This is a genomic window from Dielma fastidiosa (assembly GCF_003475485.1).
Taxonomy (GTDB): Bacteria; Bacillota_I; Bacilli_A; order Erysipelotrichales; family Erysipelotrichaceae; genus Dielma; species Dielma fastidiosa.
Genome location: NZ_QRQL01000003.1, coordinates 263,326 through 285,947, shown reverse-complemented (window position 1 = coordinate 285,947; position 22,622 = coordinate 263,326). Strand labels below are relative to the sequence as shown.

Annotated in this window: 26 protein-coding genes; 1 reads left to right on the top strand and 25 read right to left on the bottom strand. The window is 41.3% G+C overall.

The features are described 5' to 3' along the window. Positions 1–10 precede the first annotated feature (10 nt). From DWZ33_RS09365 to DWZ33_RS09300, 14 genes are all read right to left on the bottom strand, one after another. Complete coding sequence (locus DWZ33_RS09365; protein ID WP_118454622.1) at positions 11–313, bottom strand: PTS sugar transporter subunit IIB; 303 nt, start codon at positions 311–313, stop codon at positions 11–13. A gap of 2 nt (positions 314–315) precedes the next feature. Beyond that, positions 316–642 carry a PTS sugar transporter subunit IIA gene (locus DWZ33_RS09360; protein ID WP_118454621.1) on the bottom strand — a complete coding sequence of 109 codons (327 nt, stop codon included), beginning with the start codon at positions 640–642 and terminating at the stop codon, positions 316–318. Between the two features lie 363 nt (positions 643–1,005). Further along, positions 1,006–3,636 (bottom strand): PRD domain-containing protein, encoded by a 2,631-nt coding sequence (locus DWZ33_RS09355; RefSeq protein WP_182425614.1) that lies wholly within the window; start codon positions 3,634–3,636, stop codon positions 1,006–1,008. A 333-nt stretch (positions 3,637–3,969) separates the two neighbouring features. Continuing rightward, positions 3,970–4,509 (bottom strand): LemA family protein, encoded by a 540-nt coding sequence (locus DWZ33_RS09350; RefSeq protein WP_022937937.1) that lies wholly within the window; start codon positions 4,507–4,509, stop codon positions 3,970–3,972. An 11-nt stretch (positions 4,510–4,520) separates the two neighbouring features. Then, positions 4,521–5,411 carry a DUF3137 domain-containing protein gene (locus DWZ33_RS09345; protein WP_118454619.1) on the bottom strand — a complete coding sequence of 297 codons (891 nt, stop codon included), beginning with the start codon at positions 5,409–5,411 and terminating at the stop codon, positions 4,521–4,523. 74 nt (positions 5,412–5,485) lie between these two features. After that, entirely contained in the window at positions 5,486–6,220 is a 735-nt protein-coding gene (locus DWZ33_RS09340) for a sugar isomerase domain-containing protein (protein ID WP_118454618.1), read from the bottom strand. Positions 6,221–6,393: 173 nt separating this feature from the next. Then, positions 6,394–7,086, bottom strand: coding sequence for a Bax inhibitor-1/YccA family protein (locus DWZ33_RS09335; RefSeq protein ID WP_118454617.1), 693 nt, complete (start codon positions 7,084–7,086; stop codon positions 6,394–6,396). Between the two features lie 129 nt (positions 7,087–7,215). Next, a complete protein-coding gene (locus DWZ33_RS09330; protein ID WP_118454616.1) occupies positions 7,216–7,869 on the bottom strand; it encodes a DUF1905 domain-containing protein in 654 nt (217 codons plus the stop codon). A gap of 58 nt (positions 7,870–7,927) precedes the next feature. Next, positions 7,928–8,434, bottom strand: coding sequence for a YcxB family protein (locus tag DWZ33_RS09325; RefSeq protein ID WP_118454615.1), 507 nt, complete (start codon positions 8,432–8,434; stop codon positions 7,928–7,930). 42 nt (positions 8,435–8,476) lie between these two features. Next, entirely contained in the window at positions 8,477–9,082 is a 606-nt protein-coding gene (locus DWZ33_RS09320) for a DUF5052 family protein (protein WP_022937943.1), read from the bottom strand. A 9-nt stretch (positions 9,083–9,091) separates the two neighbouring features. After that, positions 9,092–9,535, bottom strand: coding sequence for a GNAT family N-acetyltransferase (locus tag DWZ33_RS09315; protein ID WP_022937944.1), 444 nt, complete (start codon positions 9,533–9,535; stop codon positions 9,092–9,094). Positions 9,536–9,624: 89 nt separating this feature from the next. Next, on the bottom strand, positions 9,625–10,425 hold the full coding sequence (locus DWZ33_RS09310) for an ABC transporter ATP-binding protein (protein WP_022937945.1): 801 nt from the start codon (positions 10,423–10,425) through the stop codon (positions 9,625–9,627). After that, positions 10,425–11,339 carry an ABC transporter permease gene (locus DWZ33_RS09305; RefSeq protein ID WP_022937946.1) on the bottom strand — a complete coding sequence of 305 codons (915 nt, stop codon included), beginning with the start codon at positions 11,337–11,339 and terminating at the stop codon, positions 10,425–10,427. Before DWZ33_RS09305 ends, DWZ33_RS09310 begins: the two co-directional genes overlap by 1 nt. 8 nt (positions 11,340–11,347) lie before the next feature. Next, positions 11,348–12,358, bottom strand: a complete 1,011-nt coding sequence (locus DWZ33_RS09300; RefSeq protein ID WP_022937947.1) for an ABC transporter substrate-binding protein — start codon at positions 12,356–12,358, stop codon at positions 11,348–11,350. A 201-nt stretch (positions 12,359–12,559) separates the two neighbouring features. Between DWZ33_RS09300 and DWZ33_RS09295 the strand changes: the two genes are divergently transcribed. Continuing rightward, positions 12,560–13,516, top strand: a complete 957-nt coding sequence (locus DWZ33_RS09295) for a D-2-hydroxyacid dehydrogenase (protein ID WP_118454614.1) — start codon at positions 12,560–12,562, stop codon at positions 13,514–13,516. A 35-nt stretch (positions 13,517–13,551) separates the two neighbouring features. Here DWZ33_RS09295 and DWZ33_RS09290 read toward each other — a convergent pair whose 3' ends face one another. From DWZ33_RS09290 to DWZ33_RS09240, 11 genes are all read right to left on the bottom strand, one after another. Continuing rightward, the gene (locus DWZ33_RS09290; RefSeq protein WP_118454613.1) at positions 13,552–13,872 is read right to left on the bottom strand and encodes a hypothetical protein; all 321 of its coding nucleotides are present in this window, start codon (positions 13,870–13,872) and stop codon (positions 13,552–13,554) included. Positions 13,873–13,894: 22 nt separating this feature from the next. Then, positions 13,895–14,563, bottom strand: coding sequence for a CPBP family intramembrane glutamic endopeptidase (locus DWZ33_RS09285; protein WP_182425613.1), 669 nt, complete (start codon positions 14,561–14,563; stop codon positions 13,895–13,897). Between the two features lie 55 nt (positions 14,564–14,618). Next, a complete protein-coding gene (locus tag DWZ33_RS09280; RefSeq protein WP_118454611.1) occupies positions 14,619–15,335 on the bottom strand; it encodes a hypothetical protein in 717 nt (238 codons plus the stop codon). Beyond that, complete coding sequence (locus tag DWZ33_RS09275) at positions 15,328–17,580, bottom strand: M1 family aminopeptidase (protein ID WP_118454610.1); 2,253 nt, start codon at positions 17,578–17,580, stop codon at positions 15,328–15,330. The genes DWZ33_RS09280 and DWZ33_RS09275 overlap by 8 nt, the downstream gene beginning before the upstream one ends. Before the next feature lie 2 nt (positions 17,581–17,582). Continuing rightward, the gene (locus DWZ33_RS09270) at positions 17,583–18,434 is read right to left on the bottom strand and encodes an ATP-binding cassette domain-containing protein (protein WP_118454609.1); all 852 of its coding nucleotides are present in this window, start codon (positions 18,432–18,434) and stop codon (positions 17,583–17,585) included. Positions 18,435–18,529: 95 nt separating this feature from the next. Beyond that, positions 18,530–19,990, bottom strand: coding sequence for a sensor histidine kinase (locus DWZ33_RS09265; protein WP_118454608.1), 1,461 nt, complete (start codon positions 19,988–19,990; stop codon positions 18,530–18,532). Beyond that, positions 19,974–20,636 (bottom strand): response regulator transcription factor, encoded by a 663-nt coding sequence (locus tag DWZ33_RS09260; RefSeq protein WP_022937955.1) that lies wholly within the window; start codon positions 20,634–20,636, stop codon positions 19,974–19,976. Before DWZ33_RS09260 ends, DWZ33_RS09265 begins: the two co-directional genes overlap by 17 nt. 93 nt (positions 20,637–20,729) lie before the next feature. After that, on the bottom strand, positions 20,730–21,107 hold the full coding sequence (locus tag DWZ33_RS09255) for a DUF2500 domain-containing protein (RefSeq protein WP_022937956.1): 378 nt from the start codon (positions 21,105–21,107) through the stop codon (positions 20,730–20,732). Between the two features lie 76 nt (positions 21,108–21,183). Continuing rightward, a complete protein-coding gene (locus DWZ33_RS09250; RefSeq protein WP_182425611.1) occupies positions 21,184–21,534 on the bottom strand; it encodes a DUF2500 family protein in 351 nt (116 codons plus the stop codon). A gap of 22 nt (positions 21,535–21,556) precedes the next feature. Next, complete coding sequence (locus DWZ33_RS09245; protein ID WP_118454606.1) at positions 21,557–22,129, bottom strand: hypothetical protein; 573 nt, start codon at positions 22,127–22,129, stop codon at positions 21,557–21,559. Between the two features lie 60 nt (positions 22,130–22,189). Then, a complete protein-coding gene (locus tag DWZ33_RS09240; protein ID WP_022937959.1) occupies positions 22,190–22,612 on the bottom strand; it encodes a TFIIB-type zinc ribbon-containing protein in 423 nt (140 codons plus the stop codon). Positions 22,613–22,622 lie beyond the last annotated feature (10 nt).

The following is a 22,622-nucleotide window of genomic DNA, read 5'->3' as shown; positions in this document are numbered from 1 at the left end:
TTTAAGCTATTTACTTGCCAATCACTTCTAGGACATGTTTCATGACTTTTTCGCCCTTCATCATGCCATAATCCATCATATCCATCGCTTCTACGGGAACCCCTGGACATTGTACTTTTATTTCATCCATACTGAAACGAACCTGCGGCCCAAGCAAGATCATATCCGCATCCTTCGCATTTTTAGCCGCCGTATTCACCGCATAAGCATTTATTTCACATTCAAAGCCAATTGAGTCAGCGTAATCCTTCATTTTCGTAACCATCAGACTGGTTGACATTCCGCCGGCACACAATAAAACAATTTTTTTCATAATCAGTTAGTTTCTCCTTTCAAGCTTTTCCACAGATAGACAAATTCCTTGGCTAAATCGATGGTTGTGATCGAGTTCATCATGTGATCCTGCGAGTGAGTCAGCAGCAGACTGAACTTAAAGTCCTGACCGCTTGCCTCCAGCGTTAATAGCTGCGTCTGGATGTTATGGGCAAGATTGATCGCATCTGATGCTTCACTGATTTTGGCTTCAGCTTCCCCTAACTGATTGCTGCGTGCAAACTTGATAGCCTCCATGGCTAAGCTTTTAGCATTGCCGCTGTTCATAATCAACTGCATGATGAGTGCTTCCATCTCACTATTATTCATAATGTCACCTCCTCTTTCATAATTGTGTATTTTTTTGATACAACTATTGATGACTCCATTGTATATTCACTAAATTCCTTTGTCAAATCGGCTATATAAAAGGAAAAGATACAAACTTCACCGAGTTTGTATCTCTTTTTTTATATTTATCAAAACTTATTTCCATAAATTACATATACACTTTTTGTCATAAATTCATACAGTTATTTGATTCTTCAAACCGTGTATAGAAAAGCCTGTGTTTTTCCTCATTAAATGTATACAAATAAAATTTTAAAATTTTTTTATTTTTTTTTAATATTACCGATAAAATCATTCAAAAAAGCGTAATTTCCTAATTATCCGCCAGCCTAAGCAATATCGCTAGCTGCGGCTTTTCTTTAAAATATAGATGATATTGCAGATTTCGTCATCACTGACATTAACTGAAAATGCCTTTTCTAACTCAATCATATGCTTCACGATAATTCTGTAAAGGTACATATTTTTTCTGATGACTTCCTCTTTATTTAAATTATTAGGCGTGATATTGCCGGCCTTTAAACGATCCAGCGTACAGGCAAGATGAACAAGCAGACCGATTTTCTCATTCATTTCCACTACGATTCCCATATCCTTTTCCACATCAAATATGAATTGAATCAGCTTATCTTTAGCTTCAAGAGCATCAACATTTTTTAATTCTTTAGCAAGATGTTCAAAGATTGTTTCAGAATTACTTAGAAAATCCTGCTTATTCAGATTATCTTGGTAAAGCAGCTGACTGAGGTCATGATTATCGCTGTTGAAGATATCCTCAATAGGAATGAATGGGATACCATAAACATTAGGATTAAAGGTTCCGACAATGCAAAGAATCTCTTTCTCTTTACTGATGGTATTCAGCTCCTGAAGAAAGAGACTTTGTTCGGCAAGCTGCACCGGAATGATTTCAATTCCCTCAAGCTTAAACTGCTGTTCAATATAACGCTTGATCTGTACCGCGCCGCCCTCGCCGGTCATGCAGAAGCTGACAATCACCTTGGACTTTTTCATGGTTTCATACTCCGCACTGGCATCTAATGATTTGAAGCGATTCACAAGTACATCATAAGCATCATTCACGTTTTCTGAAAGCATGAGCTTGCGGCAAAAGTCCATCAGCATCAGTGTTACCGGCAGCTCAATCAGCTTGATGCGAATCCCTGTTTCAATCGCAACCATGTTGAATATATCCTTCAGCGATCCCATGTCATAAACAATTAGAATCCCGTTTTCATACGGTATATTTAAGACTGTTTGTTTGATATCTTCATATGCATCCAGCGGTTTCTTATTCAACGACAGATCATAGGAATAAATGGTCATATCATTAAGTATCTTTACTGTTTCCGCCAGTGCTTTTGCAACGCCGACACCATGCATCGCAACTAACAGCGACGGATGGCGGCTTTGATCATCACCAACATTATGCGTGCATAAAAACATAGCGATAATCACTATTTCATCAATTGGCAGTTCAATATCATAAGCAGCTGTAATGCGGTCGCAAAGACTCATTGCCAATGAATACTCTTCCTTGTTATGTTCAATAAATTCCATCATTTTTTCAATTTTTATTGGATGCGTAGCCACTCGCTTCCCTACCAGTGCCTGAATGTGAAGACATAGACCATAATGGATAGAAGCAGCATAATATCGGTTCAGCAGGCTGCTCGCTTTCGCAAGCAAATCATCCACCAACTCAATGATTTTAGAATCTACAAGCTGGGAAAGCTGTTCCTTATTGATCGTATTATTAAAGAGGTTTTTACGATACTTATTAAACTCAGTCTCAATGCCGACATTAACAATCGTATTAATCTCTGATGATGAAAACCCGCGCTTATGCAGCTCCAGCTTCTTTGCGTTAATCCAGTCATAGATTGACTCGTTTTCTTTAGGTCTAATATCTAAAATAGACAGCTTATCAGAATTAAACACATAATCTGATTCTTCACGAATGATATTATCCACATCCATCCGTTTATTCTTATAATTCAATAAACCTGAACGGACATTATGTGAGAAGTCAACAATTAAGACATTAATGGCTTCCTTTTCAACCTCTAATTCGCGTGAATAGGCGCTGGCGCACGCTTGCCGTATGTCGTGAAACAGCTGCTTAATGTTATCACACGGATACAGTAAGAGAGCAATCAGCACTTCAGAATTAACCTTTATCTGACAGCCGCTCTCATGAGCTTCATTGCAGAAAAACTTTTCGATAAACTTGAAACGCTCATATAAGCCCCGCTCATTTAATTCAGGCAGTGAAATAATGATTGAGATTTTTGAAGTAATATTGTCAAAGAATGCATCGGAGCTCATCATTGGCGGCATTGAACAAACAATAATCGGCGCATGATCAATATCTGGATTCTTCACATAACTGTTATCAAGAATTGTTGAAAGATGGGTTTTAGATTCCGCATCAAGAAAATGGCAATTATCAATGAAAAAGAAACCATTTTCACTTGCGATCAATCCTTCATTAAATTTCGCATTCATCTCTTCTGCATTGTCTTTATAATAAAGACAGTTCATTTTCACAAAAGGCGCGTCTTCAGCACAGACATCAGAAGCAACCGCAAATTCAAAAATCTTTCTGATGAATAAATCTTTGCCTGTGCCATGCTTCGCCAGCAGCAGCATATTCAGACTTTTCTTAGGATATAGGACTGCTGATTTAGCAAGATGCACAGCACGCTTTAAACTGCCGTCATAGCCGATCAGCGTTTCAAAAATCTGTGCCTCCCGCGATTTCCCCATTTTAGTTCTTCGATAAATTACCGGATAATTGGTACTGTCTTTCTCAACAAGACCTTCCGCACACAATTCATTTAACAGCTTGCTGACATTGGTCCGCTGCATCTGAAGTGTTTTAGATATGTCAGAAGTCGTCGCGCCGCGGCTTTCATTTTCATAACACTTACCCAAAAATTCTAAAATTAGATCACGGTTTTTTATTCGCATATATTTTGAAGAAGCCGCCTGCCGGCTCTCCGATTCCCTCCCTTTCCTTTTTTGGATTGAATTACCGCTCATTCACAATAATACATTCCCAAGGTTGTATTCATTTTATCACACTTTTCTGACAATAATAAAGGATATCGGCCTATATTCATACACATTATTTATTCAATACTAAAGCTGAGGACAGTATAAATCGCAGTATCTGTTATTATTAAGCCATTATTTAGACTTTAAAGACAAATGCATAAAAAAAAGATTGTGTTATAAAGTGTATCAAACAGCTGTCTGCTTTACACCTCTTCACAATCTTTTTTTATTTCTCATACTTCAATTTTACAGCTCAACCTTAACATTCGCCTTCACATCTTCTTCAGCCGCAAAATATTTTCTCGTCTTCGCCTTCATAGCCTTAGCCACCAACGCACTTGGAAACGTCGTTACCCGATTGTTGTAATTCGTCACATTGGCATTATAGAAACGGCGAGCAGCCTGCAGCTGTTCCTCAACATCGCTGAGCTGTTTCATTAATTCGAGATACAACGCGTCAGCCTTCAGATCCGGATACCCCTCAACAACAGCCAAAAGCTTAGTTTCCGCCTCATTCAGTCCCTCATTATACTTATTCTTATTTGGTTTAACATGACATGTATTTCGCAGTTCAACAACCTTGCTTAATACATCCTCCTCATATTTTGTATAACCCTTTACCACCTCTACAAGATTCGTAATCAGATCAAAGCGCTTATTCAACAAAATATCAATTGTTGATCCGCTCTCATCCATCTTCAGTCTTGCTCGGATGACCATGTTATACAACATTGTAATAATAACTGCCAATATCAGCAGGAGTACCGTCCCAATACTTAATTCCATAAAAATGCCTCCTATGTATTCCATTCAATCTGGTTAATCAGATTCAGAATTTCGCATAAATCCGCGCAATCCCGATGCAGCTTTCTGAGCAGTGACTCATCAATAGTATCATGTAACTTAATTTCAAATGGATCATTTTCATCAGCTACCGCCACATATAACTTATTATCATAAAAACTGACACTTAAATCAAGCCTTTTTTTCAAATCTAACAGAATCTCCATCACTTTTGGTGTCAGCAGATAAAAAGCCTCATGACCATCCTCACTATAAACTACAAACTGCCGGTTAAATTCAACACTTTCAAGCTTTACCTTTTCTGTTTGCGGCGTATCATCAAAGAAGCCGCCGGAATGGTTATCATTGCCGATCAGCACTTTTGGATACACCTGAGTCAGTGAATGAATCTGACGGCTGATATCAAGAATAAAGAAATGACCCTTAAATATATCTACGGTAACCGTAGTTTTACCAGCCGAACGCACTTCATTGATATAAACATCACTGCAGATAAACGCTCGTCCCTGATACCGCGCGCGGATCAAATCGTTGGATTTATAATTCGTATAATGATTATACAGTTCAGCCGCATCAAAGCGTGACTGAGATAAACCATTAGGTGAATACGTTAAATCGGTAAATTTTTCCGCCAGTACATTCTGAACCAGCAATTGCTTGGCATCCAGCTTAAATTGTTTTATCTCTGGATTGATAGCTCCATAATAAACGGCTAAAGCAATAAGCAAGACAATCACAAAAGGTATTAAAAGCAGCATTGAGGAACAAATCATTGACAGCATTAGAAAAATCACTGCCAGCACGCCGGTTAACGCAAAGAAGCGGCTGACCCGTGAAGAGAGCTGACGTCTTCTGATTTCAAGCGCCTGAATATTTGTTTCCATAAAAAAATCCCCCTTTATGTTTTCTATTATAAAAGAGGGATTTCGACATTTCAATCTTTCTTACAGAACTGATATTATAGGATATCTACCTTACCGTGGTAGTTTTTAATGTATTCCTGATTCACAGCATCGCCGCGGTCAAGATTGCCGCTGACCCAAATCGGTACTTCAATGCCCTGATCCGCTAGCTTAACGATAACCTCACCTACTAAGCCAACCAGTATTGACATGCCGATGATGGTTGACGGTGAACAGAAGTTTTCCTTCACATTCTCGCGATGCAATGCTGCATCACCCTTAATGCCGCCCATATCGATAACAATATCCGCTACATCACGCACCAGCTTCCCAGATGAATGCCGCGAGGTTACACCATTGGTATACTTTAATGAAGTCAAGGTGATAACCTTCATACCCATGGCCTTCGCTGCCAGCGCCATATCCACACCAGCCGCATTGCGCCCAGATACTGAAACGATAATCATCGTATCATAACTGCGCGGATGCATCGCTTCTAAAACACCCTGTGCAAAACCTTCTGTACGCTCCATCATCTGTGAATAGCGAACCTTGGGATAAATATTATACTGTGGGATCATAATCGCATTCACAGGCACCAAGCCACCGGTACGGAAACATAGCTCCTCACCAAACATCTGAGAATGACCGCAGCCAAATACATGGATAACACCGCCTGCCGCCACAGTTTCACTCATTACCTCTGCAGCTTGATTCAAAACCTCCTCTTGTGCCAAGGAAGCTGCCAGCTCCTTTTCAATCACTTCATAAAATTCCTTCATGACTTTCATATTTGTACCTCCGCTTATAAACTATTATAAGAGTTTATGACAGCGTTTACAATGCGTTTCCCTTACCTCTCGCTCACCTTTTTAATACCAGTCATATAAATCCACAATTAAAAGTCACTTTCAGTACAAAGAAAAAAAGACCACATCCGGTTAACCCAGATATGATCTTAAACTTATTTACGGCTGTTTCTTCCTAAAATTTGAACAATACGCAGGAAGATATTAATAAAATCAAGATATAAATCAAGAGCGCTGAAGATTGCTAATTTATTCAAAGCCTCATCATTACCCTCATTTGCTTCATATAAGCGTTTCATCTTCTGAATATCATAAGCCGTGATACCCATAAACAGAATAATACCGGCATAGCTTAATACAAGATCAAGCCCTTGAAGACGCAGGAAGATATTAGCTACACTGGCAATCAGCAGAGTAATCAAGCCAGCCATCACAACGCTTGAAAACCTCATTAAATCACGCTTCGTTGTAAAGCCGATCAGAGCCATACTGCCAAACAGCAATGACGTATAAGCAAAAGCGACGAATGTTGTATACATTCCAAAGATAAACGTAATACCTGCCACAGTCAGCCCTGTCATCACAGAATAAAGCAGAAAATAAACTCTTGCCGCACCGGCTGAAATCTTATGCAGACTTGCACTGATTTTAAACACCAGGAACAATTCAACGATGAACATTCCCCAATAAATCAGCTGATTACTGAAAACAACCATCCACAGATTAGTTTCCGTAAACACTAAGGCGCTTGCCGCTGTAACCATCAATCCTATAAACAGCCATAAAAATACTTTCCTAGCATATGAATTCTCACTCACGCCAGGTACATAAGTTGGACTTTCGTACATTTTTAACCCTCCATATATGCAATATTATAAACTTTTTCGATGATCTCAACAATACTTTCGCAAAAAACTGCCGGATATTTGCATTATTTGTCTGATCAAAAAGCCATACTATTGATAAAACGTCCTTTTCTACTCAACAATAATTTCTAAATAATTAATAATATCTTTGAAATGAATCTCTTTCGAATCATAATAAAGCCCTTGATAATACAAGACATAATGACTGACACGCTCATCTCTCACATTAACAATACAGCATTTAGGTAAAATAAATTCTTCACCATGTGTATAAGTAACCCGATCCCCATGCTGAATTCCAAAATAATCAAGTGTTTCAATCAGCTTGGCAAATGAACACTGCCATGCTTTCGCATTCATAATATCTATGATTGCCTCTACGCTTTGTCCTGTCAGCATCGCAATACATGTCTGACCGCAATAGCCCTCTTTCGGATATACTAGCTTTTGAATATTATCAATTTTTCGTATTGGATGCTGCTTTGAATACGGACTGTCATGATTAATTCGTGTTAAACCATCAATGATTTGAAAGGTACCCTCTGCTGCTTCATCCATGATTTGAGAAACCAATTTCTTTAATATCGGGATGTAATAAACACCATTGCCTTTAGGTACCAGACGGCATTCAAAATGAGTGCTGCCAATTGAAACCTCCACAGGTATTAAACCCTTTTGTCCGCATTCTTCCCACACATTAAAGGGAACTTTGACAAAATAACGATTGCCTTCTTTAAATATTTCATTCTTAAATGTGTACCGCATGAGCTTCACTCCCATCGTGTAGATGAATCAAATACTTGCTATTGCGTAAATCACAGTCCTATATCCTTTTAATCAATTTCAGCTTTGATTGGACAAGCTCTTCAAAAGCCTGTTGCTCATCTGAGTCTTTAAAAACTCTTTTGGGAATTAATGTATACATCCGTACAGCTTGGATTAAATAATAGAAATTATCGTTATGCCAAAGCTGTGAATAAACATTCCACTGCAATTCTGAATCAATGCTGTCGGTTTTGAAATAAATCGCATCCTCTGAAAATATCAGAGTATATGCTTCATGAAATTTTGAAGTGTTTTTATACTTAAGGATTGGCATTAAAAAATATAAACAGCAACCCATTATGACAACAAGAATCACTATCCCAAAGAGTATTACACTCAGGGTACTGAATGCAGAAGCAAGCATATAAATCATCGCAATTAATAAGCATAAAACCGCTAAAACAGGATCATACTTATGTGAAATTTTAGCTGCAATTAAATACTGTCTTTCTGCACGCACATACTCACTTTGTGTATATTGAAATCTTAATTCTATCCTTGCCAACAAAATCCCCCGCTTTCTTTAAATTACAGCCTATGATATGCCTCAGTCAATCATTTCTGAATCAAGAATAACATAATTAGCCCGATGAATATATAGGCTCTTGCCATCGATATTCAAACGTGTCATTTTAGGTAAATCGTTAGGAATCTCTACATACACACTATTTCCCTGATAAACAGCGATCGGTATTCCCTGCTGGGATGAAATCAGGATCGTCTTAGCCTTGCCGATATCATTCTTATATTGATTCAGCACCCGATCAAATGGGATAAAATTAATAATCCCGTCATCGGTATCGATTTCATCCTGCATTTCAAAGTCAGTGATTTGATCCAGTCCCGCTTCCGCGAAAACCATCGTATTGCCGATCTGCAGCATTTGATTGCCGTCAATCGTAATTTCAAGCACCTCTGAGGTAAAATCAGCATTTTCACTGGCTCCCTCTTCCTGCTTGACTTCAACCTCAACATTCTTGCCATGCACTGTTAATGTCGTATTGCCATAATCATCATAGGTATAAATATCAAATTCAAGACCGATCAGTGATCCCTTCCATTTCTGAAAAGCATTTCTGATTTTAGCACAGCCGCCAACCCCGCCAAGCATCAGCAATGCCGCTAATGTAATACAAATTGTACGTTTTTTCATCGCTGGCTCCTAAAAGTTCTTCACAAAATTTTTGTGATCCTTGCGATGTGTATAACCGCATTTTAAATAAAATTGATGAGCGCCGGTACGGGCAAAACCACTGATCAATCTAACACCGGCAACACCGCATTCACGTGCCCATGCTTCTGCCTCATTCAGCAGTTTACGGCCGATGCCATAGCCCTGATAACCCGGCAGCACAGCCAGTTCCTCAATATCTTTATACGCTTCCATATACGTACATTCATAATCTGTCGCATGAATGTAACCAGCTGGCTGATCATCAACACATGCCACCAGAAATAAATCCTGCGGGAAACGATCCATGATATCATGAACCCTGCGGATCGTATCTTCAAGGGCAAATGTATATCCCAAGCCTTCACAGTTACATTGCCAGATCATTTCTGCATCTGACTTTTCAGCCTTGCGAATGGTAACCTTTTTTTCCATAATTTCACCTCTTGCGACCATTATAGCTAAATCAATACGCTAATACAATAACAATGTCGTCATTTAAAACAAGTAAAAAGTCAGATGCTTTACATCTGACTAAATGCTAACTTATCCCCGATATCATCGATCACATTTAATGAATTAAACTGTTCAATCAACTTTTCAGTAGTCAGTTTTTTCTTTTCTTCACCGCTGATATCAAGGATTACTTTTCCCTCATGAAACATCAGCAGCCGATTGCCATGCTGGATGGCATGTTTTAGATTATGTGTGATCATGATCGTCGTTATTGCCTTTTCTTTTACAATCTGTTCAGTCAAATCGATGATTAAATCACTCGTCTTCGGATCAAGCGCCGCTGTGTGTTCATCAAGCAGCAATAGATCCGGAGTAATCATCGTTGCCATCAGCAGTGATAAAGCCTGCCGCTGACCGCCGGATAAAGCCCCGACTTTGACATCCATTTTGTTCTCAAGATTAAGATGCATGCCGGCCAGTTCTTTTGAAAACAGCTCTCTTTGCTCCGGTTTAACACCGCGGCTCAAACCATAAAACTTCCCCTTATTATAAGCCATAGCCATATTTTCAAGAATCGTCAATGAAGGTGCAGTCCCTTTCAGCGGATCTTGGAAGACTCGGCCGATAAACTTTGAACGCTTATGTTCACGCAGGTTGGAAATATCCATGCCTTTAAACAGAATTTTACCCTTATCCTGACGAATATTGCCTGACACAATATTAAAGAAGGTCGATTTGCCGCTGCCGTTAGATCCGATGATGGTCACAAATTCACCCTGCTTGATTTCCACATTCAGATCGGTATAAAGGACAACCTCATTAGCCAGTCCCTTGTTAAATGTTTTTGCGATATGCTTCAGCTCCAGCATTACTCTTTGCCTCCTTTAGGCAGCCATTTGGTAAAGACGCCATTGTTGCTGATTAAAGCAAGAATGAAAATCACCGCCATAATCAGCTTCAGATAATAAGCCGGTAAACCGAATTTTAAGGCAACTGCAATCGTCAAACGATACACAATAGCGCCTAAGATTACCACACTGGTTGATTTCAGATGCTTGCTCTTGCCAAAAACGGAAATACCAAGAATTACGGAGGCAAGACCCAGTACGATAATACCGTCCTTTAACTGCATATCAAAGTATTTTAATACTTGGCATACCACCGCACCCGACAATGCCGCATAGCCATTGGAAATTGCCAATCCGATAATCTTGATCAGACCGATATTCTGTCCGAGTGAAGCAACTAACTGCGGGTTGTCACCGGTGATGCGAAGCATAAAGCCCAGCTTCGTATTCAAGAACCAGTCCAATAAGAATTTAGCCAGCAGCACCAAAATCAAAAGCAGGAAAACCGGATAAAGCTTAGCCAGCCAGATTCCCAATTCACCATCAATCTGTTTAGCCAGCTTGGTACCGATCGTAAAAATCGTATCATAATTAAAAATTGGCAGATTACTTTTCTCGGCAGTAATAATCAGATTAATTGAATACATGCCGGTCATGACCAAGATACCGCTTAATAGCGATGATATTTTAAACATCACATGCAGCAGGCCGGTCACGCAACCCGCCAGCAAACCGCCGATAAATGAGACAATCAGCGTGAGAAACGGATTCCAGCCATTGATGATACACATCGCCGCAATTGCCGCTCCCATCGGGAATGAGCCCTCAACACTCAGGTCTGCGTAATCCAAGACCTTATAAGTAATATAGACGCCAAGGGCAAGAAAGCCGTAGGCTAGCCCTTGTATCAGTACATCTAATATGAAATCGGCCATAAGCTCACCTATTCTTCAAACAGAGAAGCACGTTTTAATAAATCTTCCGGAACTTCGATGCCCAATGTTTCCGCAACCTTCTGATTTAAAATCAAAGTCGTATCCTTAGCTGTTTCTACCGGAATATCAGCTGGTGCTTTGCCATTAATAAGAATATCATAAGCCATCTGTCCAGCCTGCTCACCCAGACTGTAATAGCTGATTGAATCAGAAGCCAGCAGTCCCTGCGCCATTTGCCCATCCTCTGCAGCAAATACCGGCAGGTTCTTCGCGTTAGCCTTATCAACAACACTGGCAGTCGCATTTACTACCATGTTATCGGTAATATTATAGAAACAATCAACATCACCGCTTAACTGTTCAGCCGCCGTAGGAATTTCCGTCGTCGCGCTGACACCTAATTCTTTCACCTCAAAGCCATAATCAGGCGCCATTGCCTTTACCTGATCGACCTGTATTTTACCATTTACTTCACCTAAGTTATAAAGCATACCAATCGTTTTAGCTTCCGGCAGCATTTCCCGGATCAGTTTGATCTGTGCCTCTAAAGGCGCCGCGTCACTGACACCCGTAACATTGCCGCCCGGCTGTTCATTGCTTTGAACGATACCTGCCTCCACAGCATCGGTAACCGCGTTAAAGATTACCGGTACCTCAGTATCCATTGTCGCATTGTAGGCTGATTGAGCCGCCGGTGTCGCAATCGCATAGATCAAATCAACCTTATCACTCACAAACTGCTTAGCGATCAGATCATCAGTGCTTGCCTCACCCTGCGCATATTTGATTTGAAAATCAACTTTGGTTTCATCATAACCTAATTCCTTCAGCTTTGCCAAGAAGCCTTCCCGCGCTGAGTCAAGCGCCGGATGTTCCTGATGCTGAACAATACCGATAGTCAGCTTATCATCACTTCCTGAATCATTATTCGGATTTGCCGCGTCCTGCGAGCAGCCGCTTAACCCTGCCAGACACATGCTGAATGCCAGAATTAACGGCATGATCTTTCTATTTTTCATATTCGTCCCTCTTTCATAAAGTATATCGTTATTTTACCGCCCTTTGAAAAGCAAATCAATAGTAAATATGTAATTTATTTCACATTATTCAATATTTTTCATAATTTTCATCAAGTTATCATTCAGCCAGCTTAATTCATTGAAGAAAACACCTTTTTATGATACACTGAGTCCGACAATTAACAGGAAAGTTGGGATCTTATGAGAAATATATTATATCTGCTTGAGACAAATGAGGAGCAGCGGCAGCAGCTCCAAAAAAGATTTGCGGATTGTTCGTTTACCTTTAAATCAAAGCATGAAGTCAGTGATGAAGAAATCCGTCAGGCTGAATGCATCATCGGCAATCTGCTGCTGAATCAATTAGACCTTTGTGAAAATGCGAAACTGATGCAGTTAGGCAGTGCCGGTTCAGATGCCTATGCCGCGGCTTTAAATGAATCAGTAACATTATGCAATGCCAGCGGCTGTTACGGCGCGGCAATTTCTGAATATATGATTGGTGTCTGTCTGTCATTGATGCTGAGATTGCCAAGCTACCGCGATCAGCAGCATCTGCGCGCATGGCAGAATGCAGGCAAGGTATCCTCCATCCTAGGATCAAAGGTTTTAATCGTTGGATTAGGCGATATTGGCTCACAGTTTGCCATTAAAATGCGTGCCTTAGGCGCGAAGATCACCGGTATCCGCCGCAATACTGCCGATCAGCCGGACTTTGTTGACGCGATTGCGGCTTTGGATCAGCTTGATGAGCTTTTGCCTGAAATGGACATCATTGCTTCATGCTTGCCTAACTCAAAGGCTACTGAAATGGTTTTTACCGCTAAGCAATTTAAGCTGATGAAGGACTCCGCGATTTTTATTAATGTTGGGCGCGGACAGGCGGTCGATACCGACGCCTTATGTGATGCTTTGAAAGCTCATGAAATCTATGGCGCCGCCCTTGATGTCGTTGATCCTGAACCGCTGCCTTTAAACCATCCGCTGTGGAACTGCGGCAATTTGCTGCTTACCCCGCATATCGCCGGCGGCAGCAATCTCAAGCTGACTACCGAGCTGATTTATACGCTTGTCAGTGATAATCTTGAAGCTTATTTAAAAGGTGAACCTTTAAAGAATGTTGTTGACCGCGCCACCGGTTATCGTAAGCATCAATAAAAGAGCATCCATTAAAGGATGCCCTCAATCTCTTATCAGCCAAGCATACTGCCCAGTGTCTGAGTAAGCCAGTTAATGAAAATATCAATGTACCAGCTTGTTTCACGCATGAACATAATCCCTGGCAAGATAATCAAAAGATCTTTGAAAGATCTTTTTTCTTTATAGCCGATGTTTTCTTCAACATAGTGTTTATCAAACTTGTATAACACAAACAGATACGCCGCCGGCACAATCAACAGCCAATTATTCAACATGCTGATCAGATTGGCAATGCCAAACAAAGCAAAACTGACACTCCAATAAATTGCCTGTTGGCGATGATTCGTAATCCTTATCACTTTTTCCTTTTTCATCCTGCTTCCCCCTGTATCATACTTAACCAATCAATAAAATAGAGCCAAAATCTGACCAGAAATGAATCAACATCGCAGGCAGAATATTCTTGCTTTTTTTAAATAAATAACCAAATACCAAACCGAGAATCAGCACATAAACCGCCTGTGTCAGCATTGCGGATAACGCCAATGAGCCCTCTAAGTACCAATGGATAAAATAGCTTGGAAAATGAAGCAAAACAAAGTAGCCGCTGGCGATGAGATTCGCCTTATTCTTACGCATCGAAGCAGCAAGCACATTCATTCCCCAGCCGCGGTATACGATTTCCTCACTGAAACCCACAATCAGAAATTTAGGCAGTTCCTGAAGCAGATTCAATTCATGATTGACCCAAAAACCACCATGATTTGCGGCCATGCCAGCCAGCAGATAAAGCGTAATCAAGAGGAATACAATGCATACTGAACGCCAATCCGGCCGCTGTGTAAACAGCGCTTTAAAATCAACCAACAACTGATCAGAATATTTTATAATCAAGAGGATAAAAGGCAAAGCCCAAACAAGTCTGCTGAGATATCCGTATAAATAGCTGTCCCACTGATTGGGAAGGGTGCCAAACACAAGGGCAGATGTTCCCCATGCATTCGTAAGTACCGCCCATAACAGCACTGACATCAATAATGTGAAATGAATTTTTCTTGTCGACATAAATATCCCTCTATCTGTCTTCATTCTAAGCCGCAAGTGATAGGTTGTCAAATACTTACTGCGCAGACGCTGAATTTTTCAAACGCGATGCTGCCAGTACCATAAGCAAACCGGCACCAATCAAAAGCAGACGCTGAATCAATTGATCCAAGGGTATCTGAAAAATTGGATCTAACAGCTTTAAGGTAAGCGGATATGACGACAGAAAACGCAGCCCATACAGATCAAAGGATATCGGCAAGGCATCAAGTACCAAGGCTGCCGCCATACAAGCATAAATCAATAATGGCTGCAGCCGCCCCAGCAATAAGCCAAGACCAAGGGTAAATACCGCGGCCGGCACCAGTGTATAAAGACACGCGGCGGCTTGCTCAAGCGAGGGGCCCAGATGAAAATAAGCGGCATAGAACCAACTGCTGATAGCGATCGGCACCAGACTGATCAAAATAAAGGCAGAAGTGATTGCTGATGTTTTAATCAGCCGATAAACCGATGCTGAAAAGGGGGCTGCCTGCGTCAGTACCTTAACCTGCAGTTCTTTTCTTAAATAAAGAAAGCTGATAAAAAACAACAGACTGACAAGCAGCAGCGGCAAGACCTTCGCCAGATAAACGCCATAGCTCCAGCCCGAAAAAGGCGCCGTATCCGCGATACCGAGAATGATTTCACCGCTCATGGTCTGATAGCTGTAAAAGGCGGTAATCAACAACAGACACAGAAAGAATTTATTGACCAGCAGTCTGCGTAATTCATAATAATAAATCTTAAACATTAAATTCCCCTCCTAAGCTTTCAATAAAGGCCTGATCTAGCATTAATTCTTCCTCCGTTAAATTACATGCGTCAAGGAAATCCTGCCATGTCACATATGGCGGCATTTCTGTCCCGCCATTTTCAAACAGATTGGCAAGCACTTCATCCATTTTAGCTTCACCGATCAGCTGTTCAGCTTTCAGAATCTGCAGCGGCATTTTATTATAAATTGTAGCATCAAAGACTAGCTGCTCAAGACTTAATAGATATTTATCCGGCAGCATCGCCTGCATATCCGGATTGCGCAGAAAATAATTATTACGCAAAGCCGCCAGACTGTTCAGCCATTGATCAATATAGAACTGCTTAACATATGCTTCTCCGTATTTTTCCTTCATCATTCGATAGGTAGTATAAACTGTTAAGCCTTCCGAGCTCCAATCCGTATTTTCCATATCCATTAAATAACTATGAACACCCCACCACTGATGAATAATTTCATGGGCAATCACCTCGGCGGCACTGGCACCCTTGCTTGGATTGCTTAGATTCTCTTTACTGAAATAGATTTCACCCATAAAGCTGAAATTACCGTTAGCAGCGCCGCCCATAAAATGCGCGCTGATCATGATAATATTCAGCGGATAATCTTCACTGTAAGGCAATAGCCCAAATTGTTTCGCACAATAATTTAATGTATCACTCAAAACCTTATCAATATCCATTGCTTCAAATTCCTGCTGATGACGGCGGCTGTAATAAAAATATACCGGGAAGGGACTGTCTTTGACAGCCAGCTTTACATAATCACCGGCAATAAAGCGCAGCTTGCTTGAGGTATTGGTAAACCGCCATGTTTTAGTTGAAGCATTTTCACTGACTACTTCTGCCTCATTCCCTAAACTGATCAATTCCAGATTTGCCGGCAGCACCACTTCCCCCTCATTGATAAAATTTTCAGCTTCATTTAATGACAATTGCGGTAGGATTGACAGGGAATTCATAAAAAGATAATCAGCGCTGATTTCATTTCCCATAAGTGTTGAACGTGCCGCGTTGGCGATTTTAGGATGACCGGTGTAGCTTACTTCAAGCTCAATCCATTCATCAGCCGGCAATTGAATCTTGATCGGATGCTGACTGTACTCCTGGTCAATGCCTGGATCTACATATTCGATCACTTTGCCGTTAGCGGTAATCGTATTGATTGTATATCCCGGCAGCAAAAGCATCGTCACCCATTGACTTTCACGCGTTTTATTATGCAGCTGATAACTGGCATTACCATCGACATAGCCTATTTGCGCGTTCACTGACAATCTGACATATTGATTCAGAAGGTCGATATCCGGATAGTCAGTTTCATCATCAACAGAAACACTGTAAACCATACCGCCGCTGACTGGCCCATCATCTTTTTGGACAAGCGCCGCCTTATCAATATAGGGCTCTGAAACAACCATCCAAACACTGCCCATTGCCAGCAGACAAGCCAATAAAGGCAGATAAATTTTACGCAGATGAATCTTGAATGAGCCGATGATGCCTAAGCCATGGCTGCGGACACAGATCAATGAAAATACATAGAACGCACTGAATATTAAAAGCCAAAGCAGACGGCTGTATGCCGCCAGCCGATAGAACAATGTGTTATTGAAATCGTTTGAGAATACTGTTACTAATGGATTGATCCAGCGCATCAGATACAGGTCACTGCACCATTTACTCATACTGAATAAAGCCAAAGCAGTAAAACTGATAAAGCTTAAATCAATACGGCGAAAAAGCTGGTAAAATGCCGCTGAAGCCAATACTCCCATCCACAATGCCGGAAGCATCATCACACTGAACGCCAGCAATGTTTCACTGAGTATAAACGCTGTACCCAATGCCGCTCTCATAATTGGCAGATAGAGACAAAGGGCTGCCAGCCAAGTCAGAGATGCGATTAATAAAATAGACAGACATTTGGCAAAACTGATAATTAATGGTGAAATGATGCTGTCCATTACTGCCTCACACTGATATTTATTGATCCGATCATACTCAATCAATGTAAAGACACTGAAACAAAAGGCACCGCCCAGACCGCCGGCTAAAATTGGATTTGCCATTTGAGCGCTGAATGCCGTTGCGGTACTTGCCGGAGTATAAAAAGAATAACCCAACAGCGGCATACATAAGCTGCATGCCATCACAAGCCATGTACCTTTAGAAACAAGCAGACGCTTAAGCTCTACAAATAAGATATGAAGAAAAACCATCTTTACGCCCCCTTATACTGAATCAGATACATATAGGCATCTTCTAAGGTAGGCTCCACAAGCATGCTGTCAGCAGGCATATTTTCCGCTACGCCGCGGCATTGAATCCCTTCCGCCGTATTGATTCTGGCAGTTATATGAATCTTATCGCTTACCGGCTGATCATTAAACAAAGCGACATGACCGCGGGCCGATGCGATCAACTGGGCTGGCGTACCGATAAAAAGGATTCTGCCGTGATCAATGACAATCAGCTGGTTGCATACCGACTGCACATCATCAATAATATGTGTTGATAAAAGGACTAAGTGATCCTGTGCCTTCTTAGAAAACAAATTTCGAAAATCAAGCCGTTCCTTAGGATCAAGCCCTACCGTCGGCTCATCTAAAATCAAAAACTGCGGATCATCAAGCATCGCCTGCGCAATTCCTACCCGCTGCCGTTCACCGCCCGATAAACTGCTGATTCTGCTTTTCCTTTTCGCATTTAGATTCGTATCCCGTATCGCCTGTTCAATCGCCTTTGCCGGCTGATTAATCTGCTTCAATGCCGCCATATAATCTAAAAACTGCCAGATTGTCAATTCATCATATAAACCAAAGGCTTGCGGAAGATAGCCAAGCTGCTGCTTCAGCTGCTGTTCATGTTTCAGCAAGGGTTCGCCATCGACAAGAATTCTGCCCGATGTAGGTACAAGTGCAGCTGTCAGCAATTTCATCAAGGTTGACTTACCGGCACCATTAGGCCCTAATAAGCCAATCAGATTAGGACTTTCCAAGGTACAGCTAATCTGATCAAGCGCTGTTTTGCCATTGGGATAAACCATTGACAGGTTTTCAATTGTTATTTTCATAAAGTTCTCCTTTTTAACTGCCCTTAGTGTATCAGCTAAATATGAAGCCTTTATGTAGCCATTGTGGAGATTGAATGTAGATAAAAGATCAGCGCTTACTGATCCTGTTTCAATTCATTCATTATTGATGGAAAGCTTAATGTAAAACAGACACCCTTTGCCGTATTCTGAATATCGGCTTGGGCATGATGAGCATCGGCAATCAGTTTTACCAAATATAAGCCTAAACCGCTGCCGCCGCTGCTTCGGCTGCGTGATTGTTCAACGCGGTAGAAGGCTTCAAAAAGATGCGGTAATGAAGCGGCAGGTATTTCGGTATCCGAATTGACGCATTCAAAATTGATGAAGTGTTCCTTTTGATACACACGAACGGTTATCTTTGCATGCATCGGTGAATAAACAATAGCGTTGCAGAGAATGTTATCCAATGCTTTCTGCATCAGCGCTCGATTGCCGACAACCATTAATTCTTCCTCAATCACACACTCCCATTGATCATGGCGCGATAAGGCTAATTCATGGCATGCCCCAATGCATTCCCTGCACAAAAGGCCCAGATCAAAGCGGTCTTTTTGTAAATCAAAATCATTTTTTTCCATCTTAGATACGGCAACGATCTGCGCGACCAGCTCTTCCATGCGGTTGACAACCCCTAATGAACGGCGCAGATATTTATCACGGTCAGCATAGACACCGATCCCATCGCTCATTCCCTCAAGCTGTCCCTTCAGCACGGTCAGCGGGGTTTTTAATTCATGGGATACCGCCGTAAAAAAGGCCAGCCGCTGCTCTTCAAGCTCGCGCTCTCGGTCAATATCCGCCTGCAGCGCCTGATTAGTCCTTTTTAATTCATTCATCGCTTCCGACAATCTTTCTGACAATTCATTTAAGCTGCCGCCCAAGCTGCCAATTTCATCCCTGCGCTTATCATCACAGCGCCAGTCAAATTCAAGCTCCGACATCTTGCGGGCAATAGCGGAAATCTGCACGATAGGCCGAGTCAGATAGCGTGAATAAAACCATGAGCTTAAGATTGAAATAATAAAGACCGATAAAACCAGCCAAGGCCATGTTTTCTTCAAAGCCTCGACAGCCTGATTCACCGCCTTCATGCTGCCCTTGGCAATCAGCGTGTACGTCGTACTGTCACCCTTAAAGGTGAAAGAAAAGCCAACCGTCGTATCGATTTCATCACTTGGCGCAATATCGATTGACTCTAAATCATCGGTAAGCAAAAACGCGTTATACTTGGAATCAAAGGTTTTATCCTTTGCCGGTGTCAGCAGATTTCCCTGATTATCAGACAGCTGCACTTCTACGCTATGCCGTTGTGAAAATTCTTCAAGCAGCTGAGCGCTTTCTTCTAAAGTATGCTGATTCAGTGCTGCCGCCAACGCCTCAGCATCAGCACTCAGCACTTCACTTTGCGCGGCTTTATAGGTAATCGGCATCGTCCATGATATAAAAAGATAAGTCAGCATACTGGCACTCATCAGCAAAACAAAGGTAATCATAAACACCTTTAAGGAAAGGTTGCTTTTAATTGCTTTTATCAATGCGGTATCCCACCCCTCGTATCGTTTCAATATAATCACGGTTTAACTTCTTGCGGATATTTTTAATATGCGTATCCACGATTCGCTCATCACCGAAATAATCATAACCCCATACCCGATTTAACAGGCTCTGACGGCTCATAACCTTTCCCTGATTCATCAACAAATCACTAAGCAGATCAAACTCACGCTGTGTCAGCTCTATGATCTGATCATTAACAAAAGCCTGATAAGCACTCAGATCCATGACCAATTCTTTATAGGTGATAAGCTTAGAGACCGGCTGCTGACAGCGCCGCAGTACAGCTTCAATTTTCTTTAACAGCACTGACATTGAGAACGGCTTTGTAATATAATCATCAATCTTTAAATCAAAACCACGCAGCTGATGCGCCTCACTGTCTAATGCCGTCAGCATCAAAATAGGCAGATCAGATTCTCTGCGGATCACCTCACAGACCCCAAAGCCATCAATCTTTGGCAGCATCAGATCCAGCAGCACTAAATCATAGCTGCCCTTATGAAACAGCTCCAATGCCTGCACACCATCCTCCGCCACACTTACCTGATAGCCCGCATGTTCTAAATAATTCTGCAGCAATTCCTGAATATCAAACTCATCCTCTACGACTAACAGATGCTTCATGCACTCACCCCGTTTCCAAAAGTATACCATGTGTTTATGGAGGTTGTGTGGAGTTATGTCAAAATCAGAAAAAAAGCAGGCGAACCTGCTTGATTATTCACGATCAAAACCGAGATAACGAGTTCCCTGAAAGGTCAGCTTCCCCTGATCATTCACAATCAGATAGCCATATTCCTGCCGGTCAACCTGAAACACCAGCCGTTCACCGCCCTCAACCGTAAAAGTAACATAATAGGATGTACTTGATGTTGAATGCGACATGCCATTATCATTATGATGATGAACACTGACATCCTCATGCTTATCCGCTACAATGGCATTCACAACCAAACGCGGTGAATTATTATTCTTATGCCATGTGGTAATACCCCTAACAATAGTAAAAATAAACGCCCCTATCACAATAGCAAAAATGGTAAAAAACATAATTGGAAACAATGTGTCCATCAAGCCAAACATTCCCATACTCATACTTTCACTCTCCTATCCTATATCTACTTCTATTATACCGAAAGTTCCGCCTTTCTGTCTCACACTTTTGTCATAATCAGCGCTCAAAGGTGAGCATTTTCTTGCCTTTATAGACCAACCTGCCTTCCTCGCCGACGGCATGAGCGGCATAAACCTGCGGATTCACCTTAAATTCCAGCATTCCTGAATCTGTTTCAAATATAAAAGAGAAGGAAACCGTCATACTTTGTGAACTGATGCCGCCCTGATGAATCGGCGCTGAATTCTCATGCTTATCGAGCAGCCTTGCATAAACAGTGATTTTGGGTGCGCGGAAGTTATCATATAAACGTTTCAGCTTAACGATGATCAGCAGCAGAAAAGCAGCGAGAATTAAGCCAAAAAGAATCGGCCAAAATATTGAAATATCACCATATTGAGTTTTCATTTCACACCTTCTTCCACCCTCATTATACCTGATACTCATCAGTCTTGCCTGACACTTTTGTCAGATTTCTAGCCGTAAGTTTGAGCAGATTTGATACCGTGATTGATAAAAAGATTTCAACCAGCGTATTTACACTGGCATATTTAAAATAAATTCCCAACGCGATGACACAGATCAGCAGAAACACGCTCAGATAGGGAGCCATAAGCGATGGGTAAAGCATGCGCAGATCCATAAAGATCATAAAGACAGCCGCAAGCAGACTCAAGGGTGCCGCAAAGGATAAAAGGATATGAATCAAAGAGAGCAAGGGCAGATCTAAAGGCCGATACGGCAATGTGACAGCCAGCATCAGCAAACAAGCCGCAAGCATCACTAACATCCGGTTGCGTTTCTTAAATAAGGAATGATCAATGCATGTCCGCAAGCCTAAAGCCAGCGCGAGAACAGTCAGCAACCCCCAAAGGATAAAAGCCCAATGCAGGTGATCCAGGTTTCCCACATAGGAGAGATTTTCATCAAAAATTGACGCATGATTGGCAAACCAAAATGTATATATCGGATAAACAACAAGCAAATATAAACCTTCCAGCATCTTCTCTCTCCTCTCACTACTCAACCATTTTAACCAAAATAAAGACAGCATTCAAGCTGTCTATGATTTACGGTCGAAAGACTGTTTGCATTTAGGACAGGTAACGGTAATCTCACCGCGGCCTCTTGGCACCCTTAACTCCTGCTTACAGTTAGGACATTTAAAATACTTATATTCCTTACGCGTTTTAAATCGTTTGATTTTCCGATTAAAGAAGCCCTTAATTTTATCCAGTAAATCATAGACTGGACTCATCAGATTTGTATAAATACGATTTTCATTATAACGCTTAGAAAAATTCTTGGAAAACATCCGGTAATAGCTTAAAATCATTGGGATCAGCGCGATCCATGTGAAAATGGTATTGCGAGTCAGAATACCAATTAGAATTAAGATAAAGAATAAAAATACTAAACCGTTAGACAGCTGATCAACCCCATAACGGCCCCGCATAAAATTACGAAAACGATCACTCATTTTCATTTAAAACACC

Excerpts from the sequence above, each read along its gene's own strand:
- DWZ33_RS09360 (WP_118454621.1), bottom strand. The coding sequence starts at position 642 with ATGAATAATAGTGAGATGGAAGCACTCATCATGCAGTTGATTATGAAC.
- DWZ33_RS09290 (WP_118454613.1), bottom strand. The coding sequence starts at position 13,872 with ATGAAAAAGGAAAAAGTGATAAGGATTACGAATCATCGCCAACAGGCA.
- DWZ33_RS09320 (WP_022937943.1), bottom strand. The coding sequence starts at position 9,082 with ATGAAAAAACGTACAATTTGTATTACATTAGCGGCATTGCTGATGCTT.
- DWZ33_RS09250 (WP_182425611.1), bottom strand. The coding sequence starts at position 21,534 with ATGAAAACTCAATATGGTGATATTTCAATATTTTGGCCGATTCTTTTT.
- DWZ33_RS09345 (WP_118454619.1), bottom strand. The coding sequence starts at position 5,411 with ATGGAAACAAATATTCAGGCGCTTGAAATCAGAAGACGTCAGCTCTCT.
- DWZ33_RS09295 (WP_118454614.1), top strand. The coding sequence starts at position 12,560 with ATGAGAAATATATTATATCTGCTTGAGACAAATGAGGAGCAGCGGCAG.
- DWZ33_RS09270 (WP_118454609.1), bottom strand. The coding sequence starts at position 18,434 with ATGAAAATAACAATTGAAAACCTGTCAATGGTTTATCCCAATGGCAAA.
- DWZ33_RS09330 (WP_118454616.1), bottom strand. The coding sequence starts at position 7,869 with ATGCGGTACACATTTAAGAATGAAATATTTAAAGAAGGCAATCGTTAT.
- DWZ33_RS09280 (WP_118454611.1), bottom strand. The coding sequence starts at position 15,335 with ATGTTTAAGATTTATTATTATGAATTACGCAGACTGCTGGTCAATAAA.
- DWZ33_RS09305 (WP_022937946.1), bottom strand. The coding sequence starts at position 11,339 with ATGGCCGATTTCATATTAGATGTACTGATACAAGGGCTAGCCTACGGC.
- DWZ33_RS09355 (WP_182425614.1), bottom strand. The coding sequence starts at position 3,636 with ATGCGAATAAAAAACCGTGATCTAATTTTAGAATTTTTGGGTAAGTGT.
- DWZ33_RS09260 (WP_022937955.1), bottom strand. The coding sequence starts at position 20,636 with ATGAAGCATCTGTTAGTCGTAGAGGATGAGTTTGATATTCAGGAATTG.
- DWZ33_RS09245 (WP_118454606.1), bottom strand. The coding sequence starts at position 22,129 with ATGCTGGAAGGTTTATATTTGCTTGTTGTTTATCCGATATATACATTT.
- DWZ33_RS09350 (WP_022937937.1), bottom strand. The coding sequence starts at position 4,509 with ATGGAATTAAGTATTGGGACGGTACTCCTGCTGATATTGGCAGTTATT.
- DWZ33_RS09335 (WP_118454617.1), bottom strand. The coding sequence starts at position 7,086 with ATGTACGAAAGTCCAACTTATGTACCTGGCGTGAGTGAGAATTCATAT.
- DWZ33_RS09315 (WP_022937944.1), bottom strand. The coding sequence starts at position 9,535 with ATGGAAAAAAAGGTTACCATTCGCAAGGCTGAAAAGTCAGATGCAGAA.
- DWZ33_RS09255 (WP_022937956.1), bottom strand. The coding sequence starts at position 21,107 with ATGAGTATGGGAATGTTTGGCTTGATGGACACATTGTTTCCAATTATG.
- DWZ33_RS09240 (WP_022937959.1), bottom strand. The coding sequence starts at position 22,612 with ATGAAAATGAGTGATCGTTTTCGTAATTTTATGCGGGGCCGTTATGGG.
- DWZ33_RS09365 (WP_118454622.1), bottom strand. The coding sequence starts at position 313 with ATGAAAAAAATTGTTTTATTGTGTGCCGGCGGAATGTCAACCAGTCTG.
- DWZ33_RS09285 (WP_182425613.1), bottom strand. The coding sequence starts at position 14,563 with ATGTCGACAAGAAAAATTCATTTCACATTATTGATGTCAGTGCTGTTA.
- DWZ33_RS09340 (WP_118454618.1), bottom strand. The coding sequence starts at position 6,220 with ATGAAAGTCATGAAGGAATTTTATGAAGTGATTGAAAAGGAGCTGGCA.
- DWZ33_RS09310 (WP_022937945.1), bottom strand. The coding sequence starts at position 10,425 with ATGCTGGAGCTGAAGCATATCGCAAAAACATTTAACAAGGGACTGGCT.
- DWZ33_RS09300 (WP_022937947.1), bottom strand. The coding sequence starts at position 12,358 with ATGAAAAATAGAAAGATCATGCCGTTAATTCTGGCATTCAGCATGTGT.
- DWZ33_RS09275 (WP_118454610.1), bottom strand. The coding sequence starts at position 17,580 with ATGGTTTTTCTTCATATCTTATTTGTAGAGCTTAAGCGTCTGCTTGTT.